Below are 23,863 nucleotides of genomic sequence, written 5' to 3' on the forward strand. Positions count from 1 at the left end.
TCAATCTAGACCAATGATGCCGCCGCGCAACCCAGCCCGCCGCGGACCGGCTGTGCATGGATTGATCAACGGAGTCTTGCGTGCCGACAATTTTCGATCAGCTGCTGGACCGGTTCCACTTCTATCTCGCCGGCATCGACAGCGATCTGGTTGCGGACGCCGTCGCGCGCATCGATTGGCACATGCCCTCTCGTTCGCGCGAACCACGTGCGCTTCGTTGCCTTCGCCATCTCGATCGGATTGCGGAGCTTGCGCCGCGGGACGTCGGGCCGCTGACGCGGTTCATCGCGGACCATCGCAATGAGCTGTGCTGGGGCCAGACTTATACCGCTGCCGATTTCGGACAGCTCTTCATCGACAATTACGGCTGGCTGGAGGTGTTCGGCACGCGGGGGCATTTCGCCAATGACGAGGTCGCGGGCGGCGTGCTGATCCTCGGGCCCGACAGTGTCTACCCAGACCACCACCACACCGCCGAGGAGATCTACATTCCGCTGACCGGCAGCACCGAGTGGCGCATGGGCGGGGCCGGCTTTCGGGTTCGAGCGGCGGGCGAAATCATCCACCATGCGTCCAACGTCAATCACGCCATGCGTACCGGCAAGGAGCCACTGATGGCGCTCTATATCTGGCGAGGTGGACCGCTCGCGCAGAAATCTATCATCGGCGCGGAGGGCAGGGGCTGATGGCCAGGGCGATCATGCTGCAAGGCACCGGCTCGGATGTCGGCAAGACGGTGCTGGTGGCGGGGCTCTGCCGGGCAGCAAAAAAACGCGGACTGAAGGTCAGGCCGTTCAAGCCGCAGAACATGTCCAACAACGCCGCCGTCGCCGACATCCCCGGCAACAACAAGACCGGCGGCGGCGAGATCGGCCGCGGGCAGTGGCTGCAGGCGCTGGCCTGCGGGGTGAGGCCGACCGTGCACATGAACCCGGTGCTGCTCAAGCCGCAAAGCGACATCGGCTCGCAAGTGGTGGTGCAGGGCAAGGTTTTTGGCGAGGCGCGGGCGCGCGACTATCAGGCAATGAAGGCCAGGCTGATGGATGCGGTGCTCGATTCCTGGGCGAAGGTCGGCGAGGACGCCGACCTCGTCATCGTCGAGGGCGCCGGCTCGCCGGCCGAGATCAACCTTAGAAGCCGCGACATCGCCAATATGGGCTTTGCCACGCGTACCAACGTCCCGGTGGTGCTTATCGGCGACATCGACCGCGGCGGCGTCATTGCTTCCGTCGCCGGCACGCATCTGATCCTGCCGGAGGAAGACCGGCGCATGATCGCCGGCTATCTCATCAACAAGTTCCGCGGCGATGTCTCGCTGTTCGACGATGGGGTCAGCGCCATCGGCAAGTTTACCGGCTGGCGCTGTTTCGGCGTCGTGCCCTGGCTGAAGTCCGCGGCAAGGCTGCCGTCTGAAGATTCGGTTGTGCTCGAGCGACTTGCCTCGGGCGAAAGGCGGGCGCTGAAGGTGGCGGTGCCCATGCTGGCGCGGATCGCCAACTTCGACGATCTCGATCCGCTCAAGGCCGAGCCGCAGGTCGAGGTGGTGTTCGTGCCGCCGGGAAAGCCGCTCCCGGAAGATGCCGGGCTGGTGGTCATTCCGGGCTCGAAATCGACCATCGGCGATCTGATAAAATTCCGCGAGAATCGCTGGGATCGCGACCTTGCCGCGCACCGCAAACGCGGCGGCCATGTCGTCGGCATCTGCGGCGGATATCAGATGCTCGGCCGCAAGGTTCGCGACCCCGATGGCATCGAAGGCAGCGTCATCGAGACGGAGGGCCTTGGCCTGCTCGACATCGAGACGGTGATGGAACCGGAAAAGACGGTGCGCAACTCGAGCGCTCATTCGGTGCAATTCGGCCTGCCGCTCGAAGGCTACGAGATCCATCTCGGCCGCACCACCGGCCCGGACGCCGCGCGGCCTTCGGCGATCATCAACGGCCTCGAGGACGGCGCGGTCTCCGCCGATGGCAAGGTTATCGGTACCTATCTGCATGGGCTGTTTGCAGCGGACGCTTTTCGCGCGGCCTACCTTGCGAGCCTCGGGGTCAAGGATGGGGGCATCGACTATCGCGCCGAGGTCGAGAAGGCGCTGGACGAGGTCGCGGCCGAGCTGGAGAAGCATCTCGACTGCGATGCGATTTTCGGGCTGGCGCGGTAGGTCCTCCCGTCGATGCGCATACGCTTGCCATTAGCGAAAGCTTCCGCCGCATCGTCATCCACGGGCGGAGCAAGGAGCGAAGCGACGCGGCGCAGACCCGAGGATCCATTCCGTGACGGTAAGGCGTTGCTACCGTGCAGAATTCTGCTCCTCTGCGCCCTTCGATCGAGGTCACGGAATGGATCCTCGGGTCTTCGCGTCCGCTTCGCTCCCGCTCCGCCCGTGGATGACGAAGTTCAGGCGTTTTCGCCAGCCGCAAATGCCGGCGAGGATAGCAACTACGCCTTCTCGCCCGCCTTCGACCAGTAGGTGCCGAAGGACCAGACATTGCCTTCGGGGTCGAGGCAGATGAACTCGCGACTGCCATCGTCGCGGTCGACCAGTTCCTGGGTGATCCTGGCGCCGGCCTTCTTCGCCTTGGCATAGGCGGCATCGGCGTCATCGACGGCAATGTGGATGGACTTGCCGCCGCCACCGCCGGGCTCGCCGACCATCTTGACGTAATCGTCGTCGCGCGCGGTGCCCAGCATGATCATCGAGGACCGAAAGGTCAGTTCCGCGTGGTGAACGATGTCGCCATCGCCATAACGGGCGCGCAGTTCGAAGCCGAAGGCCTCGCTGAGCCAGTCGATCATCCTAGCGGCGTTCCTGTATCGCAGGGCTGGATAGAGACGGGGTGCTTCGTTTGTTGCTGGCATGACAATATCCCTGTGCTGGTTGAATGGATGCCAGTCTGTGCGAACGCGGTTTCCACGTCTTGAAGAAATGTTACCTCGCCTGAAGCTTAGATCCACGTGGCGAGCCCGGACGGCGTTTCGCCGGCAAGCTGACGGAATTCGCGCACCAGATGCGCCTGGTAGGCGTAGCCGCAATCGGCGGCAATGCCGGCCCAGTTGTCGTCCTGCCGCTTCGACAGCGACAGCGCGCGGTTGAAGCGCACGATGCGTGACAATGTCTTCGGGCCGATGCCGGTCGCGTCGGCGAATTTCGCCGCCAGATGCTTGCGGCGCCAGCCGATCTCGCTGGCGAGCGCCGAAATGCGGGTGCGGCCGCCCGATGCGATGATCGTCCGGTAGGGCCAGGCGATTTCGGGCGAAAGCGCATGCGCGTCCGCGAGGCGGCCTGCGATGAAACCCTCGGCAATGTCGAAGCGCTTGTCCCAATCCGACGCTTCGCCGAGCTGTTCGCGCAACGCGATGCCATCAAAGCCCATCGCATCGTCCAACCCGACCATGCGGTCGCGCAACTCACTCATCGGCAGGCCGAAGAATTGCCTGGCGCCGAGCGGCGTGAAATTGACCTGGACACAGCAGGCGGCGCCGAAGGATTTGATCATGACCGGGCCGGCATAGAGACCGGCGGCGAAGCTGGCGTAGCGATCGTTGTCGCCCGGGCTGCGGCCGAGCCCGATGGCGAACGCTTCGGCGAAGCTGATCACCAGGGGTACGGTCAGCGAGGCATATTCGACCATGCGGAAATGGCCGGGCCATATTTCCCGGTAGCCGCAGATATCCGTGACGATGCCTGCGAGCGAGGCGGCGGGTTTGCGCCGCACCATCTCGAAATGGAGAGCGGGAGAGCGAGTATCCTCCCGATGGCGCTCTGTCTCGTCGGACATGCCGCGAGCCTAGCAGAACACGCTCGCAAAAATCAAAAGCGCCCGGCAGGGCCGGGCGCTCCGAGTTGCTCCACACTTTTCCTGGATTGCTTTAGGCGCCGCGCATCAGGCAGCCGCCGGCGAGCACGACATAGGCGATGAGCATGATCCACACCGACGCGAGAGGAATGAACGCAAGAAGGCCGAGAGCGGCGAGAAGGCCGATGGCGGCGATGACCAACGAAATAATGAACACGATCTGCGTGGGCGCACTAAGATTCATGTCTGGTCCCTCCAACATGATTCGCAACACCCGAATTCTACCAGCAGGACAGTCACACACCAATGAGTTGGCGTAGGGGATTGGCCGGGTCGGCAAGCAGCTTCACCGCCAGCGCTACACACACGATCACCAGCAGCGGCTTGATCAGTCTTGCGCCGATTTTGATGGCGAGGCCTGCGCCGAGGCGGGCGCCCAGAAACTGGGCGACACCCATCATCAGACCGATCTTCCAGTCGATGACGCCGACGGCGGCGAAGACGACGAAGCCGCCGATGTTGGAGGCGAAATTGAGCAGCTTGGTGTGCGCGGTCGCCTTGAGCAGACCATAGCCGGCAAGGCTGACGAAGGCGAGCATAAGGAACGAGCCCGTGCCTGGGCCGAACAGACCGTCGTACAAGCCGATGGCAGGCACAACCGTTAGGCCGAATAGGAGCGGTGACAGACGCTCTGCGCGGTCAACGTCGTTCATGTTGGGTTTGAACGCGAAGTATAGAGCGATCGCGATCAAGAGAACCGGCAAAAGGGCACGCAGGAAGTCGCCGGGCACGATCGTCGCCAGCAGGGCGCCGATGGCGCCGCCAACAAGGGCCAGCAGCGCGGAAGGCAATTGTCGGCGCAAATCGACCTGGCCGTTCGCGGCATAGTGGATCGTGGCCGAGCCGGACCCGAACATGCCCTGCAGCTTGTTGGTGCCGAGCGCTGCCACCGGAGAGAAGCCCGCCAGGAGCAGCGCCGGGATGGTGATCAGGCCGCCACCGCCGGCGATCGAGTCGACGAAGCCCGCCGCGAAAGCGGCAGCGGTGAGCATGAAGACAGTCTGCAAGGTAAGGTCGATCATCGGGCTGTGGGTCAAGGCGGGGGACGGCTGCTTCCATCATGCTTAGACAGTTTGCGCAAGACCGATTCCACGCTAACAATTTCAACGGAATCGCAAGGGGAGGCTTACGGCGATGGCGCTGCTCGACCAGATACGTTCGATCTTCGACGGCGACCCGGGCGTGCGCAAGGTAGCGGACGATCCGGTGCTGTCGGCCGAGCTTCTGATGCTGTTCCGGATGATCCTGGCCGACGGCGCGGTGTCGGAGAGCGAGATGGTCGCCTTCCGGCACATCTGCAAGGAAGCCTTCGGCATTCCCGAAGCCTCGATCGACAGCGTCGTCGAATATCTCAACGACTACGGCTACGAGACCAACGGCTCACAAGCGATCGCGCTGTTCCGCGACCTCGATGTCGAGCGGCGAAAGCTGCTTGCGCGCCACATGGCCGAGATCGCGAAGGCGGATTCCAAGCTTGCCGAGAGCGAGGTGAAGCTGCTGCGTCGCACGCTCGACTTGCTCGACATCAGCCCGGTGGATTTGGTCAAACCGGAGGGCTGAGCGCGGGCTCGCGGCTTACCCTTGTTCCTGCATGCGTCGCGCGATCGCACGGTGAAGGTCCGGCGCCGCCGCGACCAGCGCCTGCGCGGCTTCCGAGCGCGGGCTGTCGAGCACATCGGCCGTCCTGCCGCGCTCGACTATCTTGCCCTCATGCATGACCAGCACTTCGTCCGACATGGCGCGGGCAACCGTCAGGTCATGGGTGATGAACAGATAGGCGATGCCGAGCTTCTGGTTAAGCTCGGCGAAGAGGTCGAGGATCTGGGCGCGGATCGAGACATCCAGCGCCGAGACCGGCTCGTCGGCGACGACCAGTTTCGGGCGAGTGATGATGGCGCGGGCGATCGACAGGCGCTGGCGCTGGCCGCCCGAGAATTCATGCGGGTATTTGTCCATGTCGCGCGGGCCGAGTCCGACCTCATGCAGCGCATGCGCGACCATCTCGCGCCGCTCGGCTTTCAACGGCTGGGTCTCCAGGAGATGCAACGGCTCGGCGACCAGCTTCTCGACCTTCTGGCGTGGATCGAAGGAGCCGTAAGGGTCCTGGAAGACCACCTGCATGTCGCGCCTGGCCGGCTTCAGCTCGGCCTCTGATTTGCCGGTGATGGTCTGGCCGCGAAAGCGGATTGAGCCCGCCGTCGACTTGTCCAATGCCAGGATCATGCGGGCGAGCGTGGATTTGCCGCAGCCGGAACGGCCAACGAGGGCTACCGACTGGGCCGGCTCGATGGTTAGCGATACATCGTCGACGGCGCGGATCGGCTCTGCCGCCCGGAACAGGGATTTGCGCCGACCCGGATAGTCGCGGCTCAGGCCTTCGACTTCGAGCAGCGGCTTTGCCGAACCGGCAAGGTGTTTTTTGGGCCGCGCCGGCACATGCATGGAAGCCAGCGCCAGCTCGCGCGTGTAGGGGTGGTGTTGTGCCGACAGCGTGCGCGCGGTGTCGCCGGCTTCCATCACTTCGCCACCGCGCAGGATGGTCAGGCGGTCGGCCATCTCGGTCACTACCGCAAGGTCGTGCGAGATGAGCAGCAGGCCCATGCGGTTTTCGCTGACCAGATCGCGCAGCAGGTCGAGGATCTGCGCCTGCAGCACCACATCGAGCGCCGTGGTCGGCTCGTCGGCAATCAGCAATTTTGGCTTCAGCGCGCAGGCGATGGCGATGACGACGCGCTGGCGCTGCCCGCCGGAGAGCTCATGCGGGTAGCGCGACAGTGGGAACTTGGCTTCCGGCAGGCCGACACGGTCGAGCATTTTTCGCGCGCGATCCTCGGCCTCGGCGCGGCCCGCCCTGGTGTGCCAGCGAATGCCCTCGGCCACCTGCTCGCCGATGGTCTTGACTGGATTGAGCGCCGTCATCGGCTCCTGGAAAACCATGCCGATGTCGTCGCCGCGCAGCGCGCACATCTGGTCCTCGCTCGCTGCAAGGAGGTCGATGCCGTCGAAAGTGACGCGTCCGCTGGTTTGAGCTAGATGCGGCAGCAGGCTCATGATCGTCAGCGCCGTCATCGATTTCCCGGAACCGGATTCGCCGACCAGGCCGACCACCTCGCCAGGCGCAATCGCAAGCTCGACCTGCTTCAGGATCCGCGTTCCGCCGATGACAAGCGACAGGTTCTCGATCTGGAGCAGGCTCATCGCCGCCGCCGCGATTTCGGATCGAGGATGTCGGCGATGCCGTCGCCGAGCAGGTTGAGCCCAAGCACGGTCACGATGATCGCCATGCCGGGAAAGATTGCCATCCACGGCGCCGTCACCATCCGCGTCTGCGCGTCGAACAGCATGCGGCCCCAGCTCGGCATTGGCGGCTGCGCGCCCAGGCCCACATAGGAAAGCCCCGCTTCGGCGAGGATGCCCAGCGCAAACTGGATCGTGCCCTGTACCAGCAGCAGCGTCGCGATGTTGGGCAGGATGTGCTCGACAGAAATCTGCGTCATGCCCTTGCCGGCAGCGCGCGCGGCGAGGATGAATTCGCGCGGCCAGATCGCCAAGGCGCCGGCGCGGGCGACGCGCGCGAAGACCGGGATGTTGAAGATGCCAATGGCGATGATGGCGTTGACGGCGCCCGGCCCGAAGATGGCGGTGATCATGATCGCCGACAGTAGTGCCGGGAAGGCGAAGACGAGATCGTTGATGCGCATCAGCGCCTCGTCGGCAAGGCCGCCCCGCGCCGCCGCGAAGGCGCCGAGCGGCACGCCGATGCCCATGCCGATGCCGACCGCCACCAGCGCTACCGCGATCGAGTTGCGTGCGCCGACCATGATCATCGAAAGGATGTCGCGACCGAAATGGTCGGTGCCGAACCAATGCGTCCACGAGGGCGCCTGCGTCTTGTCTGCGATGACCAGCTTGGTGACGTCGTAGGGCGTCCATACAAAGGAGAGCAGCGCAATCGCGGCCACCAGCAGCGTGATGGCGAAGCCGATCAGAAAAGAGCGGTTGCCGAAGGCTTTGGCCAGAACCCCGGCAAGCGTTTCCTCGGGCAGGTCGACGCGCATTATCATTGCCGGCCCCTGAGCCGCGGATCGACAACGGCGTAGGAGAAGTCGACCAGCAGATTGACGGCGATCACGGCGGCGACCAGCAGCATGACGACGCTCTCGACGACGATCAGGTCGCGCTGGGTGATGGCTTGGAAAACCAGCCGTCCAAGCCCCGGCAGATAGAAGACATTCTCGATGATGATGGTGCCGGCAAGCAGGAACGCGAATTGCAGGCCGAGAATGGTGAGCACCGGGATCATGGCGTTGCGCAGCGCGTGGCGCCAGAGCACGGCGCGGTAGGGCAGGCCTTTGGCGCGGGCGGTGCGGATATAGTCTTCGTTGAGCACCTCGATCAGCGCCGAGCGGGCGACGCGCGCCAGGATCGCCGCCTGCGGCAGCGCCAGCGCGATGGCCGGTAGCAGCAGCGATTTCACGGCCGGCCAGATCCCGGCGTCCCAGCCAGGAAATCCACCCGCCGGCACCAGCCGCAGCCATACGGCGAAGAGATAAATCAGCATCAGCGCGAACCAGAAATTCGGCACGGCAACGCCGAGTTGGGCAGCGCCCATGGCGAATGTGTCGCCGGCCCGGCCCTGGCGGCCGGCGGAAAACACCCCGACCGGAATGGCTATGACGGTCGACAGCGCCAGCGCGATTAGCGCCAGCGGCAGGGAAACGACGACGCGCTCACCCACGAGGTCGATGACGGGAACCGAATAGGTGTAGGAGCGACCGAAATCGAGGCTGAGCAACCCGCCCGCCCAGTGCAGGTAGCGCAGGACAAGCGGCGCGTTCAGGCCCATCTGGTTGCGCAACAGCTCGACCTGGTCGGCGCTGGCGTTGAAGCCCAGCATCAGGCGCGCCGGGTCGCCAGGCAGGATTTCCATCACCGCAAACACCACCATCGAGGCCAGCACCAGCGTGATGGTCGCGATGATGAGGCGCTTGAGGAGATAGGTGGCCATGGGAGGCGATCAGGCGACCGCGCCGGCGTCAATCCGTCCACTTCACCTTGGTAAGGTCATTGGCCTGAATCGGTGCATTCTCCCACAGGCCCTGCAGCTTCGCGTCCCAGACCCCGACCTTCGGCAGCTCGTAAAGGAAGCCGACCACGGCGTCGTCGGCGAGGATCTTCTGCGCCTCTGCTAGCAGCTCCTTCCGCTTCGCCTCGTCCGAGGTCAGGTTGAGCTTGGCGATGATGGCATCGAAGGCCGGGTTGTCGTAGTTGAAGTAATAGTCCTTGCGCGAATAGATATCGATGTCGTTCGGCTCGGTGTGGGAGACGATGGTGAGGTCGTAGTCCTTCTTGGTGAAGACCTGATCCAGCCATTGCGCCCATTCGACGGGGATGATCTCCAGATCGATGCCGACATCGCGCAGCTCGGACGCGATGATCTCGCCGCCAAGCCGCGCATAGGACGGCGGCGGCAGCTTCAGCGTCGCCTTGAAGCCTTTTTCTAGGCCGGCTTCCTTCAGCAGTTCCTTGGCCTTGTCGACATTGTGCGGATAGAGGCCGGTGAGGTCGACATAGTCTTTGTTGGCGGGCGACATATGCGAGCCGATCGGCACTCCCAGGCCCGCCGAGGCGCCGTCAATGATCGCCTTGCGGTCGAGCGCGAAGGAGATGGCCTGGCGCACCTGGAGCTTGTCGAAGGGCGGCTTCTTGTTGTTGATCGAAAGAATCGTCTCGCCTTCGGTGGAGCCGATCACCACTTTGAAACGCGGATCGTCCTTGACCTGAGAGACGCTGTCGGGATCGAAGAAGGGGAAGGCCTGGATGTCGCCCGAAAGCAGCGCCGGCACGGCGGCGGCGGCGTCGGGTACGATGCGGAACTCGACCTTGTCGAGCGCAACCGGGGCACCCCAGTAATTATCCGACTTCACAAGCGTGATCGACGAGCCCTTGGCCCAGTTCTGGAACTTGAAGGGGCCGGTGCCGACCGGCTTTTCCTTGTTGGTGTCGGCCGATTTCGGCGACACGATCACCGCGTCGCCCCAGCCCATATTGTAGAGGAAGGAGCCTTGCGGGTTTTTCAGCGTGACCTTCACCGTCGCCGGATCGACGACATCGACCTTGTCGATCTGCGCGAACAGCCCCTTTTGGGCGTTGACCGAATTGTCGGCCCGGGCACGGTCGAGGGAGAATTTCACGTCGTCGGCGCTGAAATCGCTGCCGTCGTGGAATTTCACGCCGGTGTGCAGCTTGAAAGTGTAGATCTTGCCGTCATCCGAGATGGTCCAGCTTTCGGCAAGGTCGGGGATCACCTCGCCATTCGGACCGATGCGGGTGAGACCTTCGAAGACATTGGCGTAGAGCACCTCGTCGATGGCGGCGGCGGCGCCCGCGGTCGGATCGAGATGCGGGGGTTCGAGCGGAATGCCGATGACGAGGTCGGTACGGGCCGAAAATGCCGACGTGGCGGCCGCGAAAGTAAGCACAGCGGCGGCCAAAATGGTCTTCCACAATTTCATTGCCGAACTCCCATACGGTCAAACGGACAAGCCCAGCGGATAGAAGCGTGATTTGGCCTGTGAGTAAATTGCGTTTCGTGCTGCCGGGTGGCGCCAAGCGAAATGTTTTTCCCGATCAGCCGGTCGTACCGCGCAGCAGCACGTCGAGGCCGATCGCCATCACCTTGGCCGCGTCCACCATGTCGGCGATGCCCACCCATTCGTCCGGCCGATGCGCGAGATCGAGGATGCCGGGGCCATAAGCGATGCAGTCGTAGATCTGGCCAATGCGGGCAACATGCTTCTGGTCGTAGGTACCGGGCGAGATGACGTATTCCGGCTCGCGGTCGAAGATTTCCATGATGCCCTTGGCGACGGCTTTCACGACCGGCGCGTCGCGCTCGGTCATCAGCGGCAGCACCTCCATCAGGTCGCGGATCTCGTAGTCGAACTTTTCTCGCTCGCGCTTCAGCCGGTCGAGGATGCCGGTGACTTCACCCTTGACGGTGGCGAGGTCTTCCTCGAGCAGGAAGCGGCGGTCGATGGTCAGCCGGCAGGAATCCGGCACGTTGGGCGAGGGCAGTCCCGGCCGGAAATCCTCGGTCTGACCGCCATGGACAGAATTGATGTTCATGGTCGAGCGCCGGGCGCCCTCGGGCACCACCGGCATGCGCGTCACCTTGCGGTCGAGCGCCGGGAAAAGCTCGTCCTCGAAGGCCTGCACGACGGCACCCATATGGCGCACCGCGTTGTCGCCGAGGAACGGCATCGAGCCATGCGCGATCTCGCCCTTGGTCTCGATCTCGGCCCACCAGACGCCGCGATGGCCAAGGCAGATGCGGTCCTTGTTCAGCGGCTCGGGGATGATGACGTGGTCGACCCTCGGCTTCGAGAAATAGCCGAGCTTCGCCAGATGGGCGACGCCGCCGAACCCACCGGATTCCTCGTCGACCGTGCCGGATATTTCTATGGCGCCGGGAAAGTCGGGATAGACCTCCATGAAGGCTTCGGCGGCAATGACAGAAGCCGCCAGCCCGCCTTTCATGTCGCAGGCGCCGCGGCCGTAGACCCTGCCTTCCTTCACCAGGCCGGCGAAAGGATCGACGGTCCAGCCTTCGCCGGCCTCGACCACGTCGATATGCGAGTTGAAATGGACGCAGGCACCGGGCGAGCGGCCGTCGAAGCGGGCGACGACATTGACGCGCGGGTAGCGGTCGGTGTCGCCGGGCGTGCCTTCTGCGCGAATGAATTCGGTTTCGAAGCCGAGCTTCTTGAGGCGTGCGCCGAGATACTCGGCACATGGCCGGTAGGCCTCGCCGGGCGGATTGACGGTCGGAAAGCGGATGAGCTCGGCGGTCAGCGCGATCAGGTCGTCGACCCGGTCATCGACGGCCCGGAGGAGTCGTTCATTCATCCTGCCGATTGAAAAAGCAACGCGGCGCTTTTGCAAGCTGCCTTTCGCGGTTGCCGGACAATGATTGAGGGCAGGCTCGCGCTTAAACCGTTGAGAGTGGGCAGCGGCCCAGCAACTATGACGGGAAATCATTCAAATTCGCGAAATCGAATTGGCGAATTTGTCAAGGAGTGTGTGGTACTTAACGCACCTGCCGGCGAAAATGATGGAAAAGAGACCACGTGATGGCAGGGGGCAATCGAAGGGGTTCATCGCATGAAAAAATCCAGCCTCATGGCGGCCGTGCTGGCAACCACGTTGCTCGGCACGTCGATCGCAAGCCGGGCGGCTTCGCTGGTCGCCAATATCGACGTCTCGACGCAGACGATGACCGTCAGCAGATACGGCCAGGTGCTGTATCGCTGGAATGTATCGACGGCCCGAAGGGGCTACTTCACACCGCGCGGCAGCTACCGGCCGCAATGGACCGCGCGGATGTGGTACTCGCGCAAGTATGACAATTCGCCGATGCCGTATTCGGTGTTCTTCCGCGGCGGCTACGCCATTCACGGCACCGGCGCCGTGAAGTATCTCGGGCGTCCGGCCTCGCATGGCTGCGTGCGCCTGCATACGGCCAATGCCGCGACTTTCTATTCGATGGTGAAGGAAGCCGGCTACGGCAACACGCGAATCGTCGTCACCGATTGAAACGGGCCGGAGAGGGCTGCCTAGGCCGCAGGCAGCATTTGATGGCTGCGCCTGCTCGGAGCGTTGCAGCAATGCCGCACATGCTTCAAAAACAAGCAGCTTATACTAGCGTGAGCATCGCCGGAGCTGGTTTGCATGACGGCGCAGTGGTAAGTACGAAGCGTTGTTCTGGCTGCTTGGGGACTTTAATGTATCGATTTCTATTGAGCGCTGCGATCGCGGCAACCGCAACCTCGGCTTTTGCTGCCGATGCACCCGTTCTTCTGGACCAGGAACTCGCGCAGCCGCATATATCAGGTTATGGCGAAATCTATCTCGGAGGTCTCTATTTCGCGACCCCTGGGGACGACTCGGATGGCACGACTGCCGGCGGCGCTGTTCGGGTGAATTTCCCGATCGACGCCCGCTGGAACATCCAGACTGACGGGGTGATCGATTCGCTTTGGGTCGAAGGCACGAACATCTACAGCTACGGCGGTGCGATCCACGGTTACTGGCGCGATCCGAGCTCATATGCGCTGGGTGGATTTGCGACGATAAACGGATTTGGCGGCGATAACGGCATCGGTGACTTAGACCTTTATACCTTCACTGTCGGTCCAGAGGCTCAGGCCTATTTCGGCAACGTGACGATCTACGGGCAGGCCTACTACGGGCAGTTGCGGGCCAGCGGCGAGTCCGAACATTTCGACAATTGGGGCGGCCGGGGTGTCGTGCGGTATTTCGCGCAAGACAATCTCCGCTTCGACGGTGAACTCGGCTTCTCGCGGCTGTCCGGTTTTGGCGGACATTTCGATACGGTAACGGCGGCCTTGCAGGCTACTTATCGGTTCTCAGGGACCCCTTGGTCGGTATTTGGCCGCTATCAGCTGGATCACCTAACCTTCTCGGAAGCTTCAGGCACCGTGAACATCCACAAATACGTGGTCGGCCTGCGGGCAAGCTTCGGCTCGGACACACTGCTTTCCGAGGATCGCAACGGTGCCACGATGGATACGTTCCGGCCGAACTTCACCATCCCCGCTCCGCTTTGAGACAGCTGAATCTGGAGCCGCGTGGACTTGGTCCTCGCGGCTTTGCGTTGCGCATTGGACGCAACACGCCTAGCAGCAGGCTATTTCAAAGCGGTTCCGCGTTTGATCCAGACGAAAGCGATCTGAACGTTCTGGGCCGCTTTAGCTGACCTTGGCCTGCTCACGCCGCTTACGTCGGCGGCCGCTCATCTCCCAGCGCTTGTGGAACCACATCCACTGTCCGGGATCCTCGCACACCCAGCGCTCGACGACGTCGGCGAGCAGCTGCGTGGTGGCGTGAACATCGACGCTGCCGGTTTCGGTGCGCGGCAAGTCAAGCTTGTCTTCGATTTCCAATCGGAAACGGTTTCCCGGCAGCCTGACGCAGCGCGCCGGATAGACATCGCAGTCATAGTGGCGGGCGAGCATGCCCAGCACCGGATTGCTCTGGCAGGGGCGGCCAAAGAAGGTCGTCTCGACGCCGTTCGTGAATTTCTGATCGACCAGCACGCCGATATTGCCGCCGTTTTCCAGGATGGCGGCAAGGGCGAACGATGCGCCGGTCGAGGACGGCAGCAGGCCTCCCATGCTCGAGCGGCGTGTCGAGTGGATGTAGTCGGCAAGGTAGGGATTGTTGGGCGGGCGGAACAGCGCGGTGATGTTCATGCCGAAGGTGGCGGCGGCGACCGGCAAAAGCTCGAAATTGCCGAGATGGCCGGTGAACAGGATATGCGGCTTCTTTTCACTGGCGATTTCGACGAAATGCTCGATGCCGCTGACCTCGACCCGGCCCGGCTTGGCGGCATTCGGGTCGAAATCGAAGAGGGCATCGAGGAAGATGTATTCGGCGGCAAGCCGGGCCATGTTGCCCCACATGTCGGACGCGATGGCCTCGATTTCGGCATCGCTCTTTTGCGGATAGGCAAGGCGCAGATTGTTGACGGCCACCCGGTGCCGTCCGACCATCGGCCCGATGCGGCGGGCGACGCGGTCGGCGAAGTTGAGCGCGCTGTCAGGCGGCAAAAGGCGCAGCAGGCCGATGACCGCCATGGCAAGCCGCGCCACCAGCCAGTGCTCCATTTGGCGTAGCCGCCGGCCATAGCGGAACATGAAGTCCCGGCGGGCTTTCTTGAGCACCTTGCCGACCATCTTGTCTTAGGAAACGCGAAGAATGATCTTGCCGAAGACGTCGCGGCCTTCCATGCGCTTCAGCGCGGCGTCGATGTCGTCGAAGCCGACTTCGGTGTCGATCACGGGCGCGACGAGACCGGCCGCCATTTTTTGCATGGCATCGGCCATGTTCTTCATGCGGCAGCCGAAGGAGCCGAGCAGCTTCAGCTGTTGCTGGAAAAGCTGCATCAGGTTGACCTGCGTCGAGACGCCGGAGGTCGAGCCGCAGGTGACGAGGCGGCCGCCGCGCCTCAGGCATAGCATCGAACCTGCAAAAGTGTCGGCGCCGACATGTTCGAACACGACATCGACGCCCTTTTTCTTCGTCAGCTTGCGCACCACGCCTTCGAAGCGATCCTCGCGATAGTTGATGACATGGTCGGCGCCAAGCGCCTTCGCCTTGTCGATCTTGTCGTTCGAGCCGACCGTAGTGATGACCGTGCAGCCCATGCGCTTCGCCAATTGGATGGCTGCGGTGCCGATGCCGGAGCCGCCGGCATGGACGAGGATGGTTTCACCGGGCTCCAGTTTCGCGTTGTCGAACAGCATATGCTCGACCGTGCCGAAGGTGACGGGTGCGACGGCAGCGCCGATCTCTGAGACACCGGGCGGCGCAGGCACCAGGAGACGGGCAGGCAGGTTGATCTTTTCCTGCGCGAAGCCGTCGAGATGAAAACCGTGGACGCCGGAGACGTGCTCGCAAAGATTGTCGCGGCCCTCGCGGCAGGCACGGCAGAGCCCGCAGGTTCGCGCGCCGTAGATCGACACCAGTTGCCCCGGCAGGAGGGTGGAGACGCCTGGCCCGACAGCCTCGACCTCGCCCGAGGCTTCGGCGCCGACGACCAGCGGCAGCTTGCGCTTGGCGAAGGCCATGCCGCGCCAGCCCCAGACGTCGATATGGTTGAGCGCCACCGCCTTGATGCGGAGCGTCACTTCACCTTGCGAAGGCGGCGGGGGAGGCGGAAGGTCCACCGTTTCAAGGCGGCGGTCCTCGATAAGTTGCAATGCGCGCATTTGGCCTGTCGGTACTTTGGAAGCGGGAAAACGTCCGCTTAGACCGGTTCCCGCGCCATGACAAGGCAGGTGTTCTGGCCGCCGAAGCCGAAGGAATTCGACAGAACCGTGCCGACCTCTGCGTTGCGCTTCTTGTTTGGCACCACGTCGAGCACGATTGCCGGATCAGGATTGTCGTAATTGATGGTCGGCGGGATGACGCTTTCGCGCATGGTCATCAGCGAGAACGCGGCCTCGACCGCGCCGGCAGCGGACAGCGTGTGGCCGATCATCGACTTGTTCGACGAGATCGGCATCGAGCCGATCCGCTCGCCGAACACGGTCGACAGCGACAGATGCTCCATCTTGTCGTTTTCCGGCGTCGAGGTGCCGTGCGCGTTGACGTAGTCGATCTCGTCCTCGCTCAAGCCGGCATCCGCAAGGGCGGCGCGTACCGCGGCGATGGCCGGCGAACCGTCAGGCTTGGAGCGGGTGCGGTGGAAGTCGTCGGCGCGCTCGCCGCAGCCGCGCATGATGCCGAGGATGGTGGCTCCCCGGGTAAGTGCCGCCTCCAGCGATTCCAGCACCAGCGCGCCGGAACCTTCGGCAAGGACAAAACCGTCGCGGTCCTTGGAGAAGGGTTTCGAGGCCTTTTCGGGAATGTCGTTGTGGGTGGAAAGCGCCGAGAGCAGCGAGAAGCGGATCAGGGCTTCGGCCGTGGCGGAGCCGTCGGCGCCGATCGACAGCGCCTTGTCGCATTCGCCGCGGCGGATCGCCTCGACACCGAGCTGGATGGCGGTGGCGCCTGACGCGCAGGCTGTCGACAGCGTGATCGGCAGGCCGCGCGTGCCAAAACGATCGGCCAGGCGATCGGCGATCGAGCCGAACTGGGTGGTCTCGAAAATGCCGAGCTCCTTCAGTCCGCGCGCCACGCGCAGCAATCTCTCGGAACCGCTTTCCTTCTTGTCGGAATTGTAGAGCGAGAAGCGGTCGGCCCAATCGAGCTCGACCGGCGGCGAGGCGAGAAAGAGCGGGCCGCCGAAATCGCCGGAATCGAGGCCGGCCTCCGACACCGCTTCCTGGGCGGCCGTCTCGGCCAGCTCGTAGGTGAGGGGACTGGCACCCTTGGAGCTCGACGGCAGGAAATCGACCATGCCGGAAATGCGGGTGTTCAGATGATCGACGGGAAAGCGGGTGATTGGATGGATGCCGGATTTGCCCGAGGTCAGCGCCGCCCAGTTGTCGGCCTTGCCGACGCCAAGCGAAGTCACCACGCCGATGCCGGTCACGGCGACGATAGGCCTGCCCATGTGATCGCAGAGATTGGCCATGTTCTGTCTGTCTCGCTCTAAGCGGCCTTGATCAGCCCCAGGCCCTCGAATTGGTGATAGCCGATCGCCGTTGCAAGGACGGAGCTGGGGGCGCCTTCGAATGGTTGCTCCACTGTGGCATCGAAGACAGGGTAGGGGGCCTTGCGGTCGACGGCGAGCGCGGCAAGCGCCACGGCGAAGGGGAACTGCGCTTCCTTCATGTGGCCGGTGAGCGTCGAGAAGGCGCGCACTGCAAGCCCCGGGTTGGCATCGAGTGCCACCTTTTCGGCCGCCGTGGCGGCATGGGCGCCGGAGGCACCGGAAATGGTCAGCAATTCGCCGGCGGGCAGCGCCGCCTGCTTCAGCAAAGCGGCGATTTCGGCATTCAGCTCGCCGCGCCGGCGCCTCGCCCGGCCGGAAATCACAGGACCGAGCTCAGCATAGATCTTGCGACCCCGGCTCTGCGCATGCTCGCGCTGTTCGAGCACCAAGAAAGCGCCGCCCGAGCCCGTCACCACGCCGCCGCCTTCCGCGCCCTGTCTTTGCCAGACCGGTCTCCACGGGCCGCGATGCAGATAACCGGCGAGCTCATAGCCGAGCAGCATGTCTGAGTGCTCGGTCTGGAAGGCGCCGCCGACCAGCACATGGGTCGACTGGCCCGAGCGGATGCGCGCGGCGGCCGTCTCAACGGCAGAGACGCCGGCGCCTTCCTCGCCCATGAAGGTACGAGACGAGCCGGTGACCTTGTGCACGATGGAGATGTTGCCGGCGAGCAGATTGGAAAGCTGGGCGAGGAACAGCGTCGGCCGCAATTCCGTGGTCAGCTTCTCGTTGAGCAGCACGTCGCGGTCGTTGCGGCTCTCGGACGCCGCCAGGATCGCGCTGTCCACGGCCTCGTCGCGCTCGCCGCCGCCGGCCGCCACAACCATGTCCATGGTCGCGCAAAGCTCGTCATTGCCCTTGATGCCGGCGTCGTCCAGCGCCAGGCCGGCGACATAGGTGCCGAGCCGCTGCCAGGTCTCCATCTGGCGCTGGTCGCCGCGCTTGGCGATCTGCAGGTTCCAGTCGATCTCGGGCAGGGGATGAATTGTGTAGGGCGCAAAGCGCGTCGCATCGAGCACCGGCTCAACGCCCGGCCGGGTCAGCTTCTGCCAATGCGCGTCCGGTCCTTCTCCCAGCGAAGAGACAAGGCCGATACCGGTGATGACGACGTCGCGCGGGCTGCTCATGAGCGGCTTTGCTGGTCAGGCTGGAGGTGGGACAAGGTCGCGCTCGTCAGGCGGCCTTGGCCGCGACCAGCGCGTCGATCTTGGCGCACAGGTTCTGCATGACGAAGTAGTCGTCGGTCGAAGCCTTGCCGTCATTGACCTCTTGCGTCCACTTCTCGAGCGGCACCTTGATGCCGAATTCCTTGTCGATGGCAAAGACGATGTCGAGGAAATCGAGGCTGTCGATGCCGAGATCGTCGATGGTATGGCTTTCGGGCGTGATGGTGTCGATATCGATCTCGCTGGTGTCGGCAATGATCTTGGCGACTTTCTCGAACGTGGTGGACAAGGGCTCTTCCTTCGGTTGCGGGCGGAATCTGTCCGCATCTTGTTTTGGCGCTGTCTAATCGGTTTTTCCGGGCAGGAAAAGGCCTGACACGCCGCGCGCAGATGGGATGCCGGCTTTGTGGACGCAAGAAGGGCCGCCGGGTTGCCGGCGGCCCTTCCCATTTTACGTGGCGTAAGCTCAGCCTTCGCGGAGCTTGACCAGATCGTTGAGCAGCCCGCCCGTCCCGTTGTGGACAGTCAGGCGCTCGACCTTGCCGGCGATGGCCTCGAGAGCCTCGAGTTCCTTCAGCCGCAGCATCACCGGATTCTCGGCCATCACCTTGGCCGTGTTGAGCAGCGAACGCGTGGCGTTCGTCTCCTCGCGGCGGCGGATGACGTTGGCCTCGGCCTGCTTCTCGGCCGAAACCACCTGGTTGAGGATCTCGCGCATCTCGCCCGGCAGGATCACATCCTTGAGCGCGATATCGCTGACCTCGAGGCCGATCGCGGCCATGTCGGAACGCACCTTGGCGGCTGCCTCCTCATCGACCGTGATCTTCTTGTCGAGGATCTGGTCGAGGGTGAGCGCGCCGAGCGTCTTGCGGAAGGCGTACTGCAGGGCGCGGTAGAGGGCTTCCGAGAAGTCCTTCACCATGCTCACCGCCGTCACCGGATCGACGACCCGGTATTCGGCGGCGATGTTGACGCGGATCGTCACGCGATCCTTGGTCAGCACTTCCTGCCCGTTGACATCAAGCGACTGCCGCTTGAGATCGACGACCTTCACCTGGACCATGCGCCCGACATTCCAGAAGGCGTGCACCCCCGCGACAAGCGTGCGGGTGTAGACGCCGTCCACGAACAGCAGACCGACCTGACCGTCCACGACCGGATGCAGGAACATGTGTTCCGTCTTCCGGGCCTGGCCGATCCGGCGCATCAAGGCCGGATCGGCGGCCAGATCGGCCGCCGCGTCGACGGAGGTCACCGCCCACGGGCCGGCACCCGTCCACAGCACGAGCTTGCGATCCGGAGCGAGAACGGCATGAAGGGCGCCGTCGCGCTCGATCACGGCAATGTCGGTGCGCCCGGTGCGAACCACGGTGAAGTGACGCGCGGCCACATCCGGGAGCTTGTCGAACAATGCCTTCTCGTAGGCCGAAACGAATTCCGGGTTCTTCAGGTCGTGCCTGGAGATTTCCAGGTTTCCGCGCCGGTTGTCGAGCCAATGTTCGCCCGGCATCAGGACAGCCTGGATCTCGCCCTTGTAGAGGGCAACGGCACGTTCATTTTCCTTCACGAGGACGCGCTGGCGTCCCAGAACCTTTTCGAGAATGGTCTTCATTGTCTTTACTCCTGTCGGGCATGGCCCCATGTGAGGCGTCACGTCATGCGTCGATCGTCCTTTCGTTTCTCGTTTCGTTTCCCGGCACGAATGATCCGGAGACCGGTGGCATCGCCAGGCGGCGGGCCTTCGGGAGCGGATCGCGGGGCGGCAAGGCGGGCGCCGGCGCCCGAAGGCTCCTTTGCCGGCATTGCCGCGCCTTGATCGTCACCGCGAGCCTGGCCGCGAGCCGATGGCATCGGACCGTTCGATACGGCCTCGGCCCGAAGGCTTAGCCGTCCGTCAGGTCTTCTGCATTCCGGTCCCCGGACCGTTTTGGATAACACCACCCAAAGGTGTCGGCTTAACAGGCCGTTGGAGAAGGAATCGAACCTTCGACAATCAGATTATGAGTCTGACGCTCTAACCAAACTGAGCTATCCGTGGTGCTGATGAAGGGACTCGAACCCCTGACCTCCGGACCCAAATCCGGCGCTCTTCCTCTGAGCTACATCGGCGATCCCAACACTCCGAAACGGCGCCGTACACAGCGCGGCAAAGCTGGCTGCGCGGGCGGAGACGAAAGCTCCAACCGTTGTGCTCGCTTCGGTTTTCGTGACCGGGAGCGCGCCTATAGACCCTGCGACGGCTTGTCGCAAGCGGCATTATCGCGGGGGCTTGCGGCTTCTTGCGGCTGTGGCATTTCGGACACAGTGCTGAGCTGGGCAGACCTATGCCGTCAGAAGGTGACGCGGCCGAGCACTTTGAGGCCGTCTCCATTAGGCGCCACGACCACGGCCTCGCCCTCGCGCGGCGAGACGCCGGTGAGCGCCTGGATGTTTTCCAGATGCGTGACCAGCACCAGATTGTCAGAGCCGGAATAGCCCCGGATCTCCTTCATCACCGCCTCCATCTGAGCGGCCTTCTCAGCCGAATCGGTCTTGAGCAAGTCGAGCGGCGCAAATGGTTTCGGTTCGGCCTCGAAAGCGATGCGGGCGGTATCAAGGCAGCGGCAGTAGCGGCTGGAGAGCACACGCTCGATGGGCGCCGCGCGCGCCGCAAACAGCGCCCCGATGCGGCTTGACTGCTGCTTGCCGCGCTCGGACAGGTTGAGCTGGGTGGCGCAATTGCCGATGTCGAAATTCGCCGGATCGGTGGTCCCGGTGACGAAGGCATGCCTAAGCAGGACGATATGGCCGCCATCGCGCAGCAGCGCCCAGCCGGCGTCGGTTGCGTGGGCGAGGGTGGGAACGGCAAGCAGGAAAAGCGCCAGGGCAAGTCGCAGCATGTGAAGTCCTTATGGCGGCCGGAGAGGCCGGGGCCATCTTCGGCATATAGGGACCGCAAAGCCGGCTGAAAAACAAGCAGAGGACCAACGGTCGGCCGGAGAACGGCCGATTGCACGGCGCTCGAGGCTTGCCTATCACGGTAAAGATGTCTCCGCCCGAACAATGACGCCGCTCACCGAAACCGTCCTGTTCGTCTTCAGTCTCGTTGCGCTCGGCTATCTCGCCGGCCTTACCGGCTATCTGAAGCCGGCAAGTGGTGAGGGCATATCCGAATTCGCCGTCAACGTGGCTATGCCGCTGCTCTTGTTCCAAACGATGGTGAACTCCGATTTCCATGGCGTGGCGCCATGGTCGCTGTGGAGCGCCTATTTTGCGGCAGTTGCCGTCACCTGGTCCGCCGGGCACTTGGTCATGACGCGCCTCTTCGGCCGCGATGCCCGCGCCGGCATCGTCGGCGGCGTGTCCTCGGCCTATTCCAATGTCGTGCTGCTTGGCGCGCCCTTCATCCTCGGCATATTCGGCACCAGCGGCTTCGAGGTGCTGTCGCTGCTGGTCTCGATCCACCTGCCTGTCATGATGATGGCGTCAATCGTGCTGTTCGAGATGTTCGGCCGTCAAGACGAAGAGTCCGTGCATCCGCTGCGCGTCATCCGGAATTTCCTCAGGCGGCTGTTCGTCAACCCGCTCATCATTGGCATTCTCGCGGGGCTCGCCTGGCGCTTCACCGGCGCGCCGCTGCCGCCGCTGATCGAGCGGCTGGTCGACGCGCTGGCCGATACGGCCGGGCCGGTGGCGCTGTTTGCGATGGGGCTCAGCCTGCGCCGCTTCGGCATTTCCGGGAACGTGCGCCCAGCGCTCGCGCTGTCGGCGCTGAAACTTTTCCTGATGCCGGCCTTGGTGCTGCTCGCGGTCTGGCTGCTCGGCCTGCCGCCGCTGACGGCAAAGGTCGCCGTGGTCGTGGCGGCGCTGCCTTCCGGCATTAATTCCTATCTCATCGCCGTCCAATTCAACACCGGCCAGGCGCTGGCGTCCAACCAGATGACGATCGCCACGGCCAGCGCGGTGCTCACCACATCCTTCTGGCTGACGGTGGTCCTGCACGTGTTCGGCTAGCGCTCGTTTTTACTGGCCCAACCCCTATATGCCATCTTGTGATTGCTTGCCGGGCTTTCCCTAGGTAAGAGCAATGCGCCGGCGTGCAGCCTTGCACGCCCCCGAATATCCAGAAAAATGGCCGATCAGCGCGCCGAAACGGAGGCCAGACCATGCTTCAGAAAACCAGTCATTTCATGCGCCAGGCCAATCTCATCAACGGCGAATGGGTGCAGGCCGACAGCGGCCAGACCATCGACGTCAACAATCCGGCGACCGGCCTGAAGATCGGCACTGTGCCGAAGGCCGGCAAGGCCGAAACCCGCCGCGCCATCGAGGCCGCCGATGAAGCCTTCAAGAGCTGGCGCAAGACCACCGCGCTCGAGCGCTCGAAGCTTCTGCGCAAGCTGCACGACGCAATGATGGACAATCAGGACGTGCTGGCCGAGTTGCTCACCATCGAGCAGGGCAAGTCGCTGTTCGAATCCAAGGGCGAGATCGGCTCGGCCGCGAGCTATATCCTCTGGTTCGCCGAGGAAGGCCGCCGCACCTATGGCGACATCGTGCCGTCGCCCTGGGGCGACCGCCGCATCCTGGTGACGAAGGAGCCGGTCGGCGTCATTGCCGCCATCACGCCATGGAACTTCCCGTCCTCGATGCTCGCCCGCAAGCTTGGACCGGCGCTGGCCGCGGGCTGCACCGCCGTGGTCAAACCGGCCTCGCAGACGCCTTATTCGGGCCTCGCCTGGGGCGCGCTCGCCGAAGAGGTCGGCTTCCCCAAGGGCGTCATCAACATCCTGACCGGTTCGGCCGGCGAGATCGGCGACGAGATCTGCGCCAACCCGCTGGTCAAGAAGATAACCTTCACCGGCTCGACCGAGGTCGGCAAGATCCTGATTCAGAAGTCGTCGACGACGGTCAAGAAAGTGTCGATGGAACTCGGCGGCAATGCTCCGTTCCTGGTCTTCGACGATGCCGACATCGATCGCGCCGTCACCGGCGCCATCACCGCGAAGTACCGCAATTCCGGCCAGACCTGCGTCTGCACCAACCGCTTCCTCGTCCAGGCGGGTATCTATGACAAGTTCGTCGAGAAGCTGGCCGCTGCCAGCAACAGTCTGAAGGTCGGCTCCGGCCTGGAAGAAGGCGTGCAGCAGGGGCCGCTGATCGACGAGAAAGCGGTCGAGAAGGTCGAGGAACTGATCGCCGATGCCACCTCGAAGGGCGGCAAGGTCGTTGCCGGCGGCAATCGCCATGCGCTCGGCGGCTCGTTCTTCCAGCCGACGGTCATCGCCGACGCCACGCCCAAGATGCGCTTCATGAAGGAAGAGATCTTCGGGCCGGTCGCCCCCGTGTTCAAGTTCGAGACCGAGGAAGAAGCAATCGCATTGGCCAACGACACCGAGTTCGGCCTCGCCTGCTATTTCTACACCGGCGATCTCGGCCGCGCCTTCCGCGTCATGGAAGGGCTGAAATACGGCATGGTCGGCGTCAATGAAGGCCTGATCACCACGCCCGAGGCGCCGTTCGGCGGCGTCAAGGAATCGGGCCTCGGCAAGGAAGGCGGACATCAGGGCATCGAGGACTATCTCGACACCAAATATGTCTGCCTCGGCGGCCTCGGCCTCTGACACCGCTCGACTGGTGAGGCAGGCATCAGGCCTGCCCTTGCCGGAGACGGCCGG

At 63.7% G+C, this 23,863-nt stretch carries 23 protein-coding genes and 2 tRNA genes; 7 read left to right on the top strand and 18 right to left on the bottom strand.

The window, feature by feature from the left end; translation table 11 throughout:
- The first annotated feature begins 80 nt into the window (after positions 1-80).
- A complete protein-coding gene (locus A9K66_RS26200; protein WP_067329367.1) occupies positions 81-686 on the top strand; it encodes a dimethylsulfonioproprionate lyase family protein in 606 nt (201 codons plus the stop codon).
- Positions 686-2,161 (top strand): cobyric acid synthase, encoded by a 1,476-nt coding sequence (locus tag A9K66_RS26205; RefSeq protein ID WP_067329370.1) that lies wholly within the window; start codon positions 686-688, stop codon positions 2,159-2,161. Before A9K66_RS26200 ends, A9K66_RS26205 begins: the two co-directional genes overlap by 1 nt.
- Positions 2,162-2,439: 278 nt before the next feature.
- Here the strand turns inward: A9K66_RS26205 and A9K66_RS26210 are convergent, their stop codons facing one another.
- The 4 genes from A9K66_RS26210 to A9K66_RS26220 all read right to left on the bottom strand — a co-directional run bounded on the left by A9K66_RS26210 (position 2,440) and on the right by A9K66_RS26220 (position 4,879).
- Positions 2,440-2,859: a VOC family protein gene (locus tag A9K66_RS26210; RefSeq protein WP_067329373.1), complete on the bottom strand. Its 420-nt coding sequence runs from the start codon at positions 2,857-2,859 to the stop codon at positions 2,440-2,442.
- Between the two features lie 86 nt (positions 2,860-2,945).
- On the bottom strand, positions 2,946-3,779 hold the full coding sequence (locus A9K66_RS26215; RefSeq protein WP_067329377.1) for a helix-turn-helix transcriptional regulator: 834 nt from the start codon (positions 3,777-3,779) through the stop codon (positions 2,946-2,948).
- Positions 3,780-3,870: 91 nt separating this feature from the next.
- Positions 3,871-4,041, bottom strand: a complete 171-nt coding sequence (locus A9K66_RS29895) for a hypothetical protein (RefSeq protein WP_082954093.1) — start codon at positions 4,039-4,041, stop codon at positions 3,871-3,873.
- A gap of 52 nt (positions 4,042-4,093) precedes the next feature.
- Complete coding sequence (locus A9K66_RS26220) at positions 4,094-4,879, bottom strand: TSUP family transporter (RefSeq protein ID WP_067329380.1); 786 nt, start codon at positions 4,877-4,879, stop codon at positions 4,094-4,096.
- A gap of 112 nt (positions 4,880-4,991) precedes the next feature.
- Between A9K66_RS26220 and A9K66_RS26225 the strand changes: the two genes are divergently transcribed.
- Positions 4,992-5,417, top strand: coding sequence for a TerB family tellurite resistance protein (locus A9K66_RS26225; RefSeq protein WP_066999766.1), 426 nt, complete (start codon positions 4,992-4,994; stop codon positions 5,415-5,417).
- A 15-nt stretch (positions 5,418-5,432) separates the two neighbouring features.
- On the opposite strand, the gene A9K66_RS26230 is transcribed toward A9K66_RS26225, so the two are convergent.
- The 5 genes from A9K66_RS26230 to A9K66_RS26250 form a co-directional block, all read right to left on the bottom strand.
- Positions 5,433-7,055: a dipeptide ABC transporter ATP-binding protein gene (locus A9K66_RS26230; RefSeq protein WP_067329383.1), complete on the bottom strand. Its 1,623-nt coding sequence runs from the start codon at positions 7,053-7,055 to the stop codon at positions 5,433-5,435.
- A complete protein-coding gene (locus A9K66_RS26235; protein WP_067329386.1) occupies positions 7,052-7,921 on the bottom strand; it encodes an ABC transporter permease in 870 nt (289 codons plus the stop codon). Before A9K66_RS26235 ends, A9K66_RS26230 begins: the two co-directional genes overlap by 4 nt.
- Positions 7,918-8,865, bottom strand: coding sequence for an ABC transporter permease (locus tag A9K66_RS26240; protein WP_067329389.1), 948 nt, complete (start codon positions 8,863-8,865; stop codon positions 7,918-7,920). The genes A9K66_RS26235 and A9K66_RS26240 overlap by 4 nt, the downstream gene beginning before the upstream one ends.
- Positions 8,866-8,893: 28 nt before the next feature.
- Complete coding sequence (locus A9K66_RS26245; RefSeq protein WP_067329392.1) at positions 8,894-10,372, bottom strand: ABC transporter substrate-binding protein; 1,479 nt, start codon at positions 10,370-10,372, stop codon at positions 8,894-8,896.
- Positions 10,373-10,487: 115 nt separating this feature from the next.
- A complete protein-coding gene (locus tag A9K66_RS26250; RefSeq protein ID WP_067329395.1) occupies positions 10,488-11,765 on the bottom strand; it encodes an acetylornithine deacetylase/succinyl-diaminopimelate desuccinylase family protein in 1,278 nt (425 codons plus the stop codon).
- Positions 11,766-12,020: 255 nt separating this feature from the next.
- On the opposite strand from A9K66_RS26250, the gene A9K66_RS26255 reads away from it, so the two are divergent.
- Complete coding sequence (locus A9K66_RS26255) at positions 12,021-12,452, top strand: L,D-transpeptidase (protein WP_066999783.1); 432 nt, start codon at positions 12,021-12,023, stop codon at positions 12,450-12,452.
- A 188-nt stretch (positions 12,453-12,640) separates the two neighbouring features.
- A complete protein-coding gene (locus A9K66_RS26260) occupies positions 12,641-13,486 on the top strand; it encodes a hypothetical protein (protein WP_127245695.1) in 846 nt (281 codons plus the stop codon).
- Between the two features lie 141 nt (positions 13,487-13,627).
- Here the strand turns inward: A9K66_RS26260 and A9K66_RS26265 are convergent, their stop codons facing one another.
- The 9 genes from A9K66_RS26265 to A9K66_RS26305 all read right to left on the bottom strand — a co-directional run bounded on the left by A9K66_RS26265 (position 13,628) and on the right by A9K66_RS26305 (position 21,085).
- Positions 13,628-14,614 (bottom strand): lipid A biosynthesis lauroyl acyltransferase, encoded by a 987-nt coding sequence (locus A9K66_RS26265; protein ID WP_067329401.1) that lies wholly within the window; start codon positions 14,612-14,614, stop codon positions 13,628-13,630.
- Positions 14,615-14,620: 6 nt separating this feature from the next.
- On the bottom strand, positions 14,621-15,649 hold the full coding sequence (locus A9K66_RS26270; protein ID WP_067329404.1) for a zinc-binding dehydrogenase: 1,029 nt from the start codon (positions 15,647-15,649) through the stop codon (positions 14,621-14,623).
- Between the two features lie 38 nt (positions 15,650-15,687).
- Positions 15,688-16,959, bottom strand: coding sequence for a beta-ketoacyl-ACP synthase (locus A9K66_RS26275; RefSeq protein ID WP_067329407.1), 1,272 nt, complete (start codon positions 16,957-16,959; stop codon positions 15,688-15,690).
- 17 nt (positions 16,960-16,976) lie between these two features.
- Positions 16,977-18,167, bottom strand: a complete 1,191-nt coding sequence (locus A9K66_RS26280; RefSeq protein WP_067329411.1) for a beta-ketoacyl-ACP synthase — start codon at positions 18,165-18,167, stop codon at positions 16,977-16,979.
- A 46-nt stretch (positions 18,168-18,213) separates the two neighbouring features.
- Entirely contained in the window at positions 18,214-18,495 is a 282-nt protein-coding gene (locus A9K66_RS26285) for an acyl carrier protein (protein ID WP_066999801.1), read from the bottom strand.
- Positions 18,496-18,672: 177 nt separating this feature from the next.
- Positions 18,673-19,818, bottom strand: a complete 1,146-nt coding sequence (locus A9K66_RS26290; protein ID WP_067329414.1) for a slipin family protein — start codon at positions 19,816-19,818, stop codon at positions 18,673-18,675.
- A gap of 354 nt (positions 19,819-20,172) precedes the next feature.
- Positions 20,173-20,241: transfer RNA gene (locus A9K66_RS26295), tRNA-Met, on the bottom strand.
- Positions 20,242-20,315 (bottom strand) — tRNA-OTHER (locus A9K66_RS26300).
- Between the two features lie 221 nt (positions 20,316-20,536).
- A complete protein-coding gene (locus A9K66_RS26305; RefSeq protein ID WP_066999807.1) occupies positions 20,537-21,085 on the bottom strand; it encodes a histidine phosphatase family protein in 549 nt (182 codons plus the stop codon).
- 163 nt (positions 21,086-21,248) lie between these two features.
- Here A9K66_RS26305 and A9K66_RS26310 point away from each other — a divergent pair, with 163 nt between their 5' ends.
- Complete coding sequence (locus tag A9K66_RS26310; RefSeq protein WP_067329418.1) at positions 21,249-22,199, top strand: AEC family transporter; 951 nt, start codon at positions 21,249-21,251, stop codon at positions 22,197-22,199.
- 152 nt (positions 22,200-22,351) lie between these two features.
- Positions 22,352-23,809 (top strand): NAD-dependent succinate-semialdehyde dehydrogenase, encoded by a 1,458-nt coding sequence (locus tag A9K66_RS26315; RefSeq protein ID WP_066999819.1) that lies wholly within the window; start codon positions 22,352-22,354, stop codon positions 23,807-23,809.
- Positions 23,810-23,863 lie beyond the last annotated feature (54 nt).

Source organism: Mesorhizobium sp. AA23, assembly GCF_001672435.1.
In the GTDB taxonomy this organism is placed as follows: Bacteria; Pseudomonadota; Alphaproteobacteria; order Rhizobiales; family Rhizobiaceae; genus Mesorhizobium.

Excerpts from the sequence above, each read along its gene's own strand:
- A9K66_RS26235 (WP_067329386.1), bottom strand. The coding sequence starts at position 7,921 with ATGATAATGCGCGTCGACCTGCCCGAGGAAACGCTTGCCGGGGTTCTG.
- A9K66_RS26240 (WP_067329389.1), bottom strand. The coding sequence starts at position 8,865 with ATGGCCACCTATCTCCTCAAGCGCCTCATCATCGCGACCATCACGCTG.
- A9K66_RS26260 (WP_127245695.1), top strand. The coding sequence starts at position 12,641 with ATGTATCGATTTCTATTGAGCGCTGCGATCGCGGCAACCGCAACCTCG.
- A9K66_RS26255 (WP_066999783.1), top strand. The coding sequence starts at position 12,021 with ATGAAAAAATCCAGCCTCATGGCGGCCGTGCTGGCAACCACGTTGCTC.
- A9K66_RS26290 (WP_067329414.1), bottom strand. The coding sequence starts at position 19,818 with ATGAAGACCATTCTCGAAAAGGTTCTGGGACGCCAGCGCGTCCTCGTG.
- A9K66_RS26310 (WP_067329418.1), top strand. The coding sequence starts at position 21,249 with ATGACGCCGCTCACCGAAACCGTCCTGTTCGTCTTCAGTCTCGTTGCG.
- A9K66_RS26225 (WP_066999766.1), top strand. The coding sequence starts at position 4,992 with ATGGCGCTGCTCGACCAGATACGTTCGATCTTCGACGGCGACCCGGGC.
- A9K66_RS26270 (WP_067329404.1), bottom strand. The coding sequence starts at position 15,649 with ATGCGCGCATTGCAACTTATCGAGGACCGCCGCCTTGAAACGGTGGAC.
- A9K66_RS29895 (WP_082954093.1), bottom strand. The coding sequence starts at position 4,041 with ATGAATCTTAGTGCGCCCACGCAGATCGTGTTCATTATTTCGTTGGTC.
- A9K66_RS26230 (WP_067329383.1), bottom strand. The coding sequence starts at position 7,055 with ATGAGCCTGCTCCAGATCGAGAACCTGTCGCTTGTCATCGGCGGAACG.
- A9K66_RS26315 (WP_066999819.1), top strand. The coding sequence starts at position 22,352 with ATGCTTCAGAAAACCAGTCATTTCATGCGCCAGGCCAATCTCATCAAC.
- A9K66_RS26210 (WP_067329373.1), bottom strand. The coding sequence starts at position 2,859 with ATGCCAGCAACAAACGAAGCACCCCGTCTCTATCCAGCCCTGCGATAC.
- A9K66_RS26205 (WP_067329370.1), top strand. The coding sequence starts at position 686 with ATGGCCAGGGCGATCATGCTGCAAGGCACCGGCTCGGATGTCGGCAAG.
- A9K66_RS26250 (WP_067329395.1), bottom strand. The coding sequence starts at position 11,765 with ATGAATGAACGACTCCTCCGGGCCGTCGATGACCGGGTCGACGACCTG.
- A9K66_RS26280 (WP_067329411.1), bottom strand. The coding sequence starts at position 18,167 with ATGAGCAGCCCGCGCGACGTCGTCATCACCGGTATCGGCCTTGTCTCT.
- A9K66_RS26215 (WP_067329377.1), bottom strand. The coding sequence starts at position 3,779 with ATGTCCGACGAGACAGAGCGCCATCGGGAGGATACTCGCTCTCCCGCT.
- A9K66_RS26275 (WP_067329407.1), bottom strand. The coding sequence starts at position 16,959 with ATGGCCAATCTCTGCGATCACATGGGCAGGCCTATCGTCGCCGTGACC.
- A9K66_RS26265 (WP_067329401.1), bottom strand. The coding sequence starts at position 14,614 with ATGGTCGGCAAGGTGCTCAAGAAAGCCCGCCGGGACTTCATGTTCCGC.
- A9K66_RS26245 (WP_067329392.1), bottom strand. The coding sequence starts at position 10,372 with ATGAAATTGTGGAAGACCATTTTGGCCGCCGCTGTGCTTACTTTCGCG.
- A9K66_RS26305 (WP_066999807.1), bottom strand. The coding sequence starts at position 21,085 with ATGCTGCGACTTGCCCTGGCGCTTTTCCTGCTTGCCGTTCCCACCCTC.
- A9K66_RS26220 (WP_067329380.1), bottom strand. The coding sequence starts at position 4,879 with ATGATCGACCTTACCTTGCAGACTGTCTTCATGCTCACCGCTGCCGCT.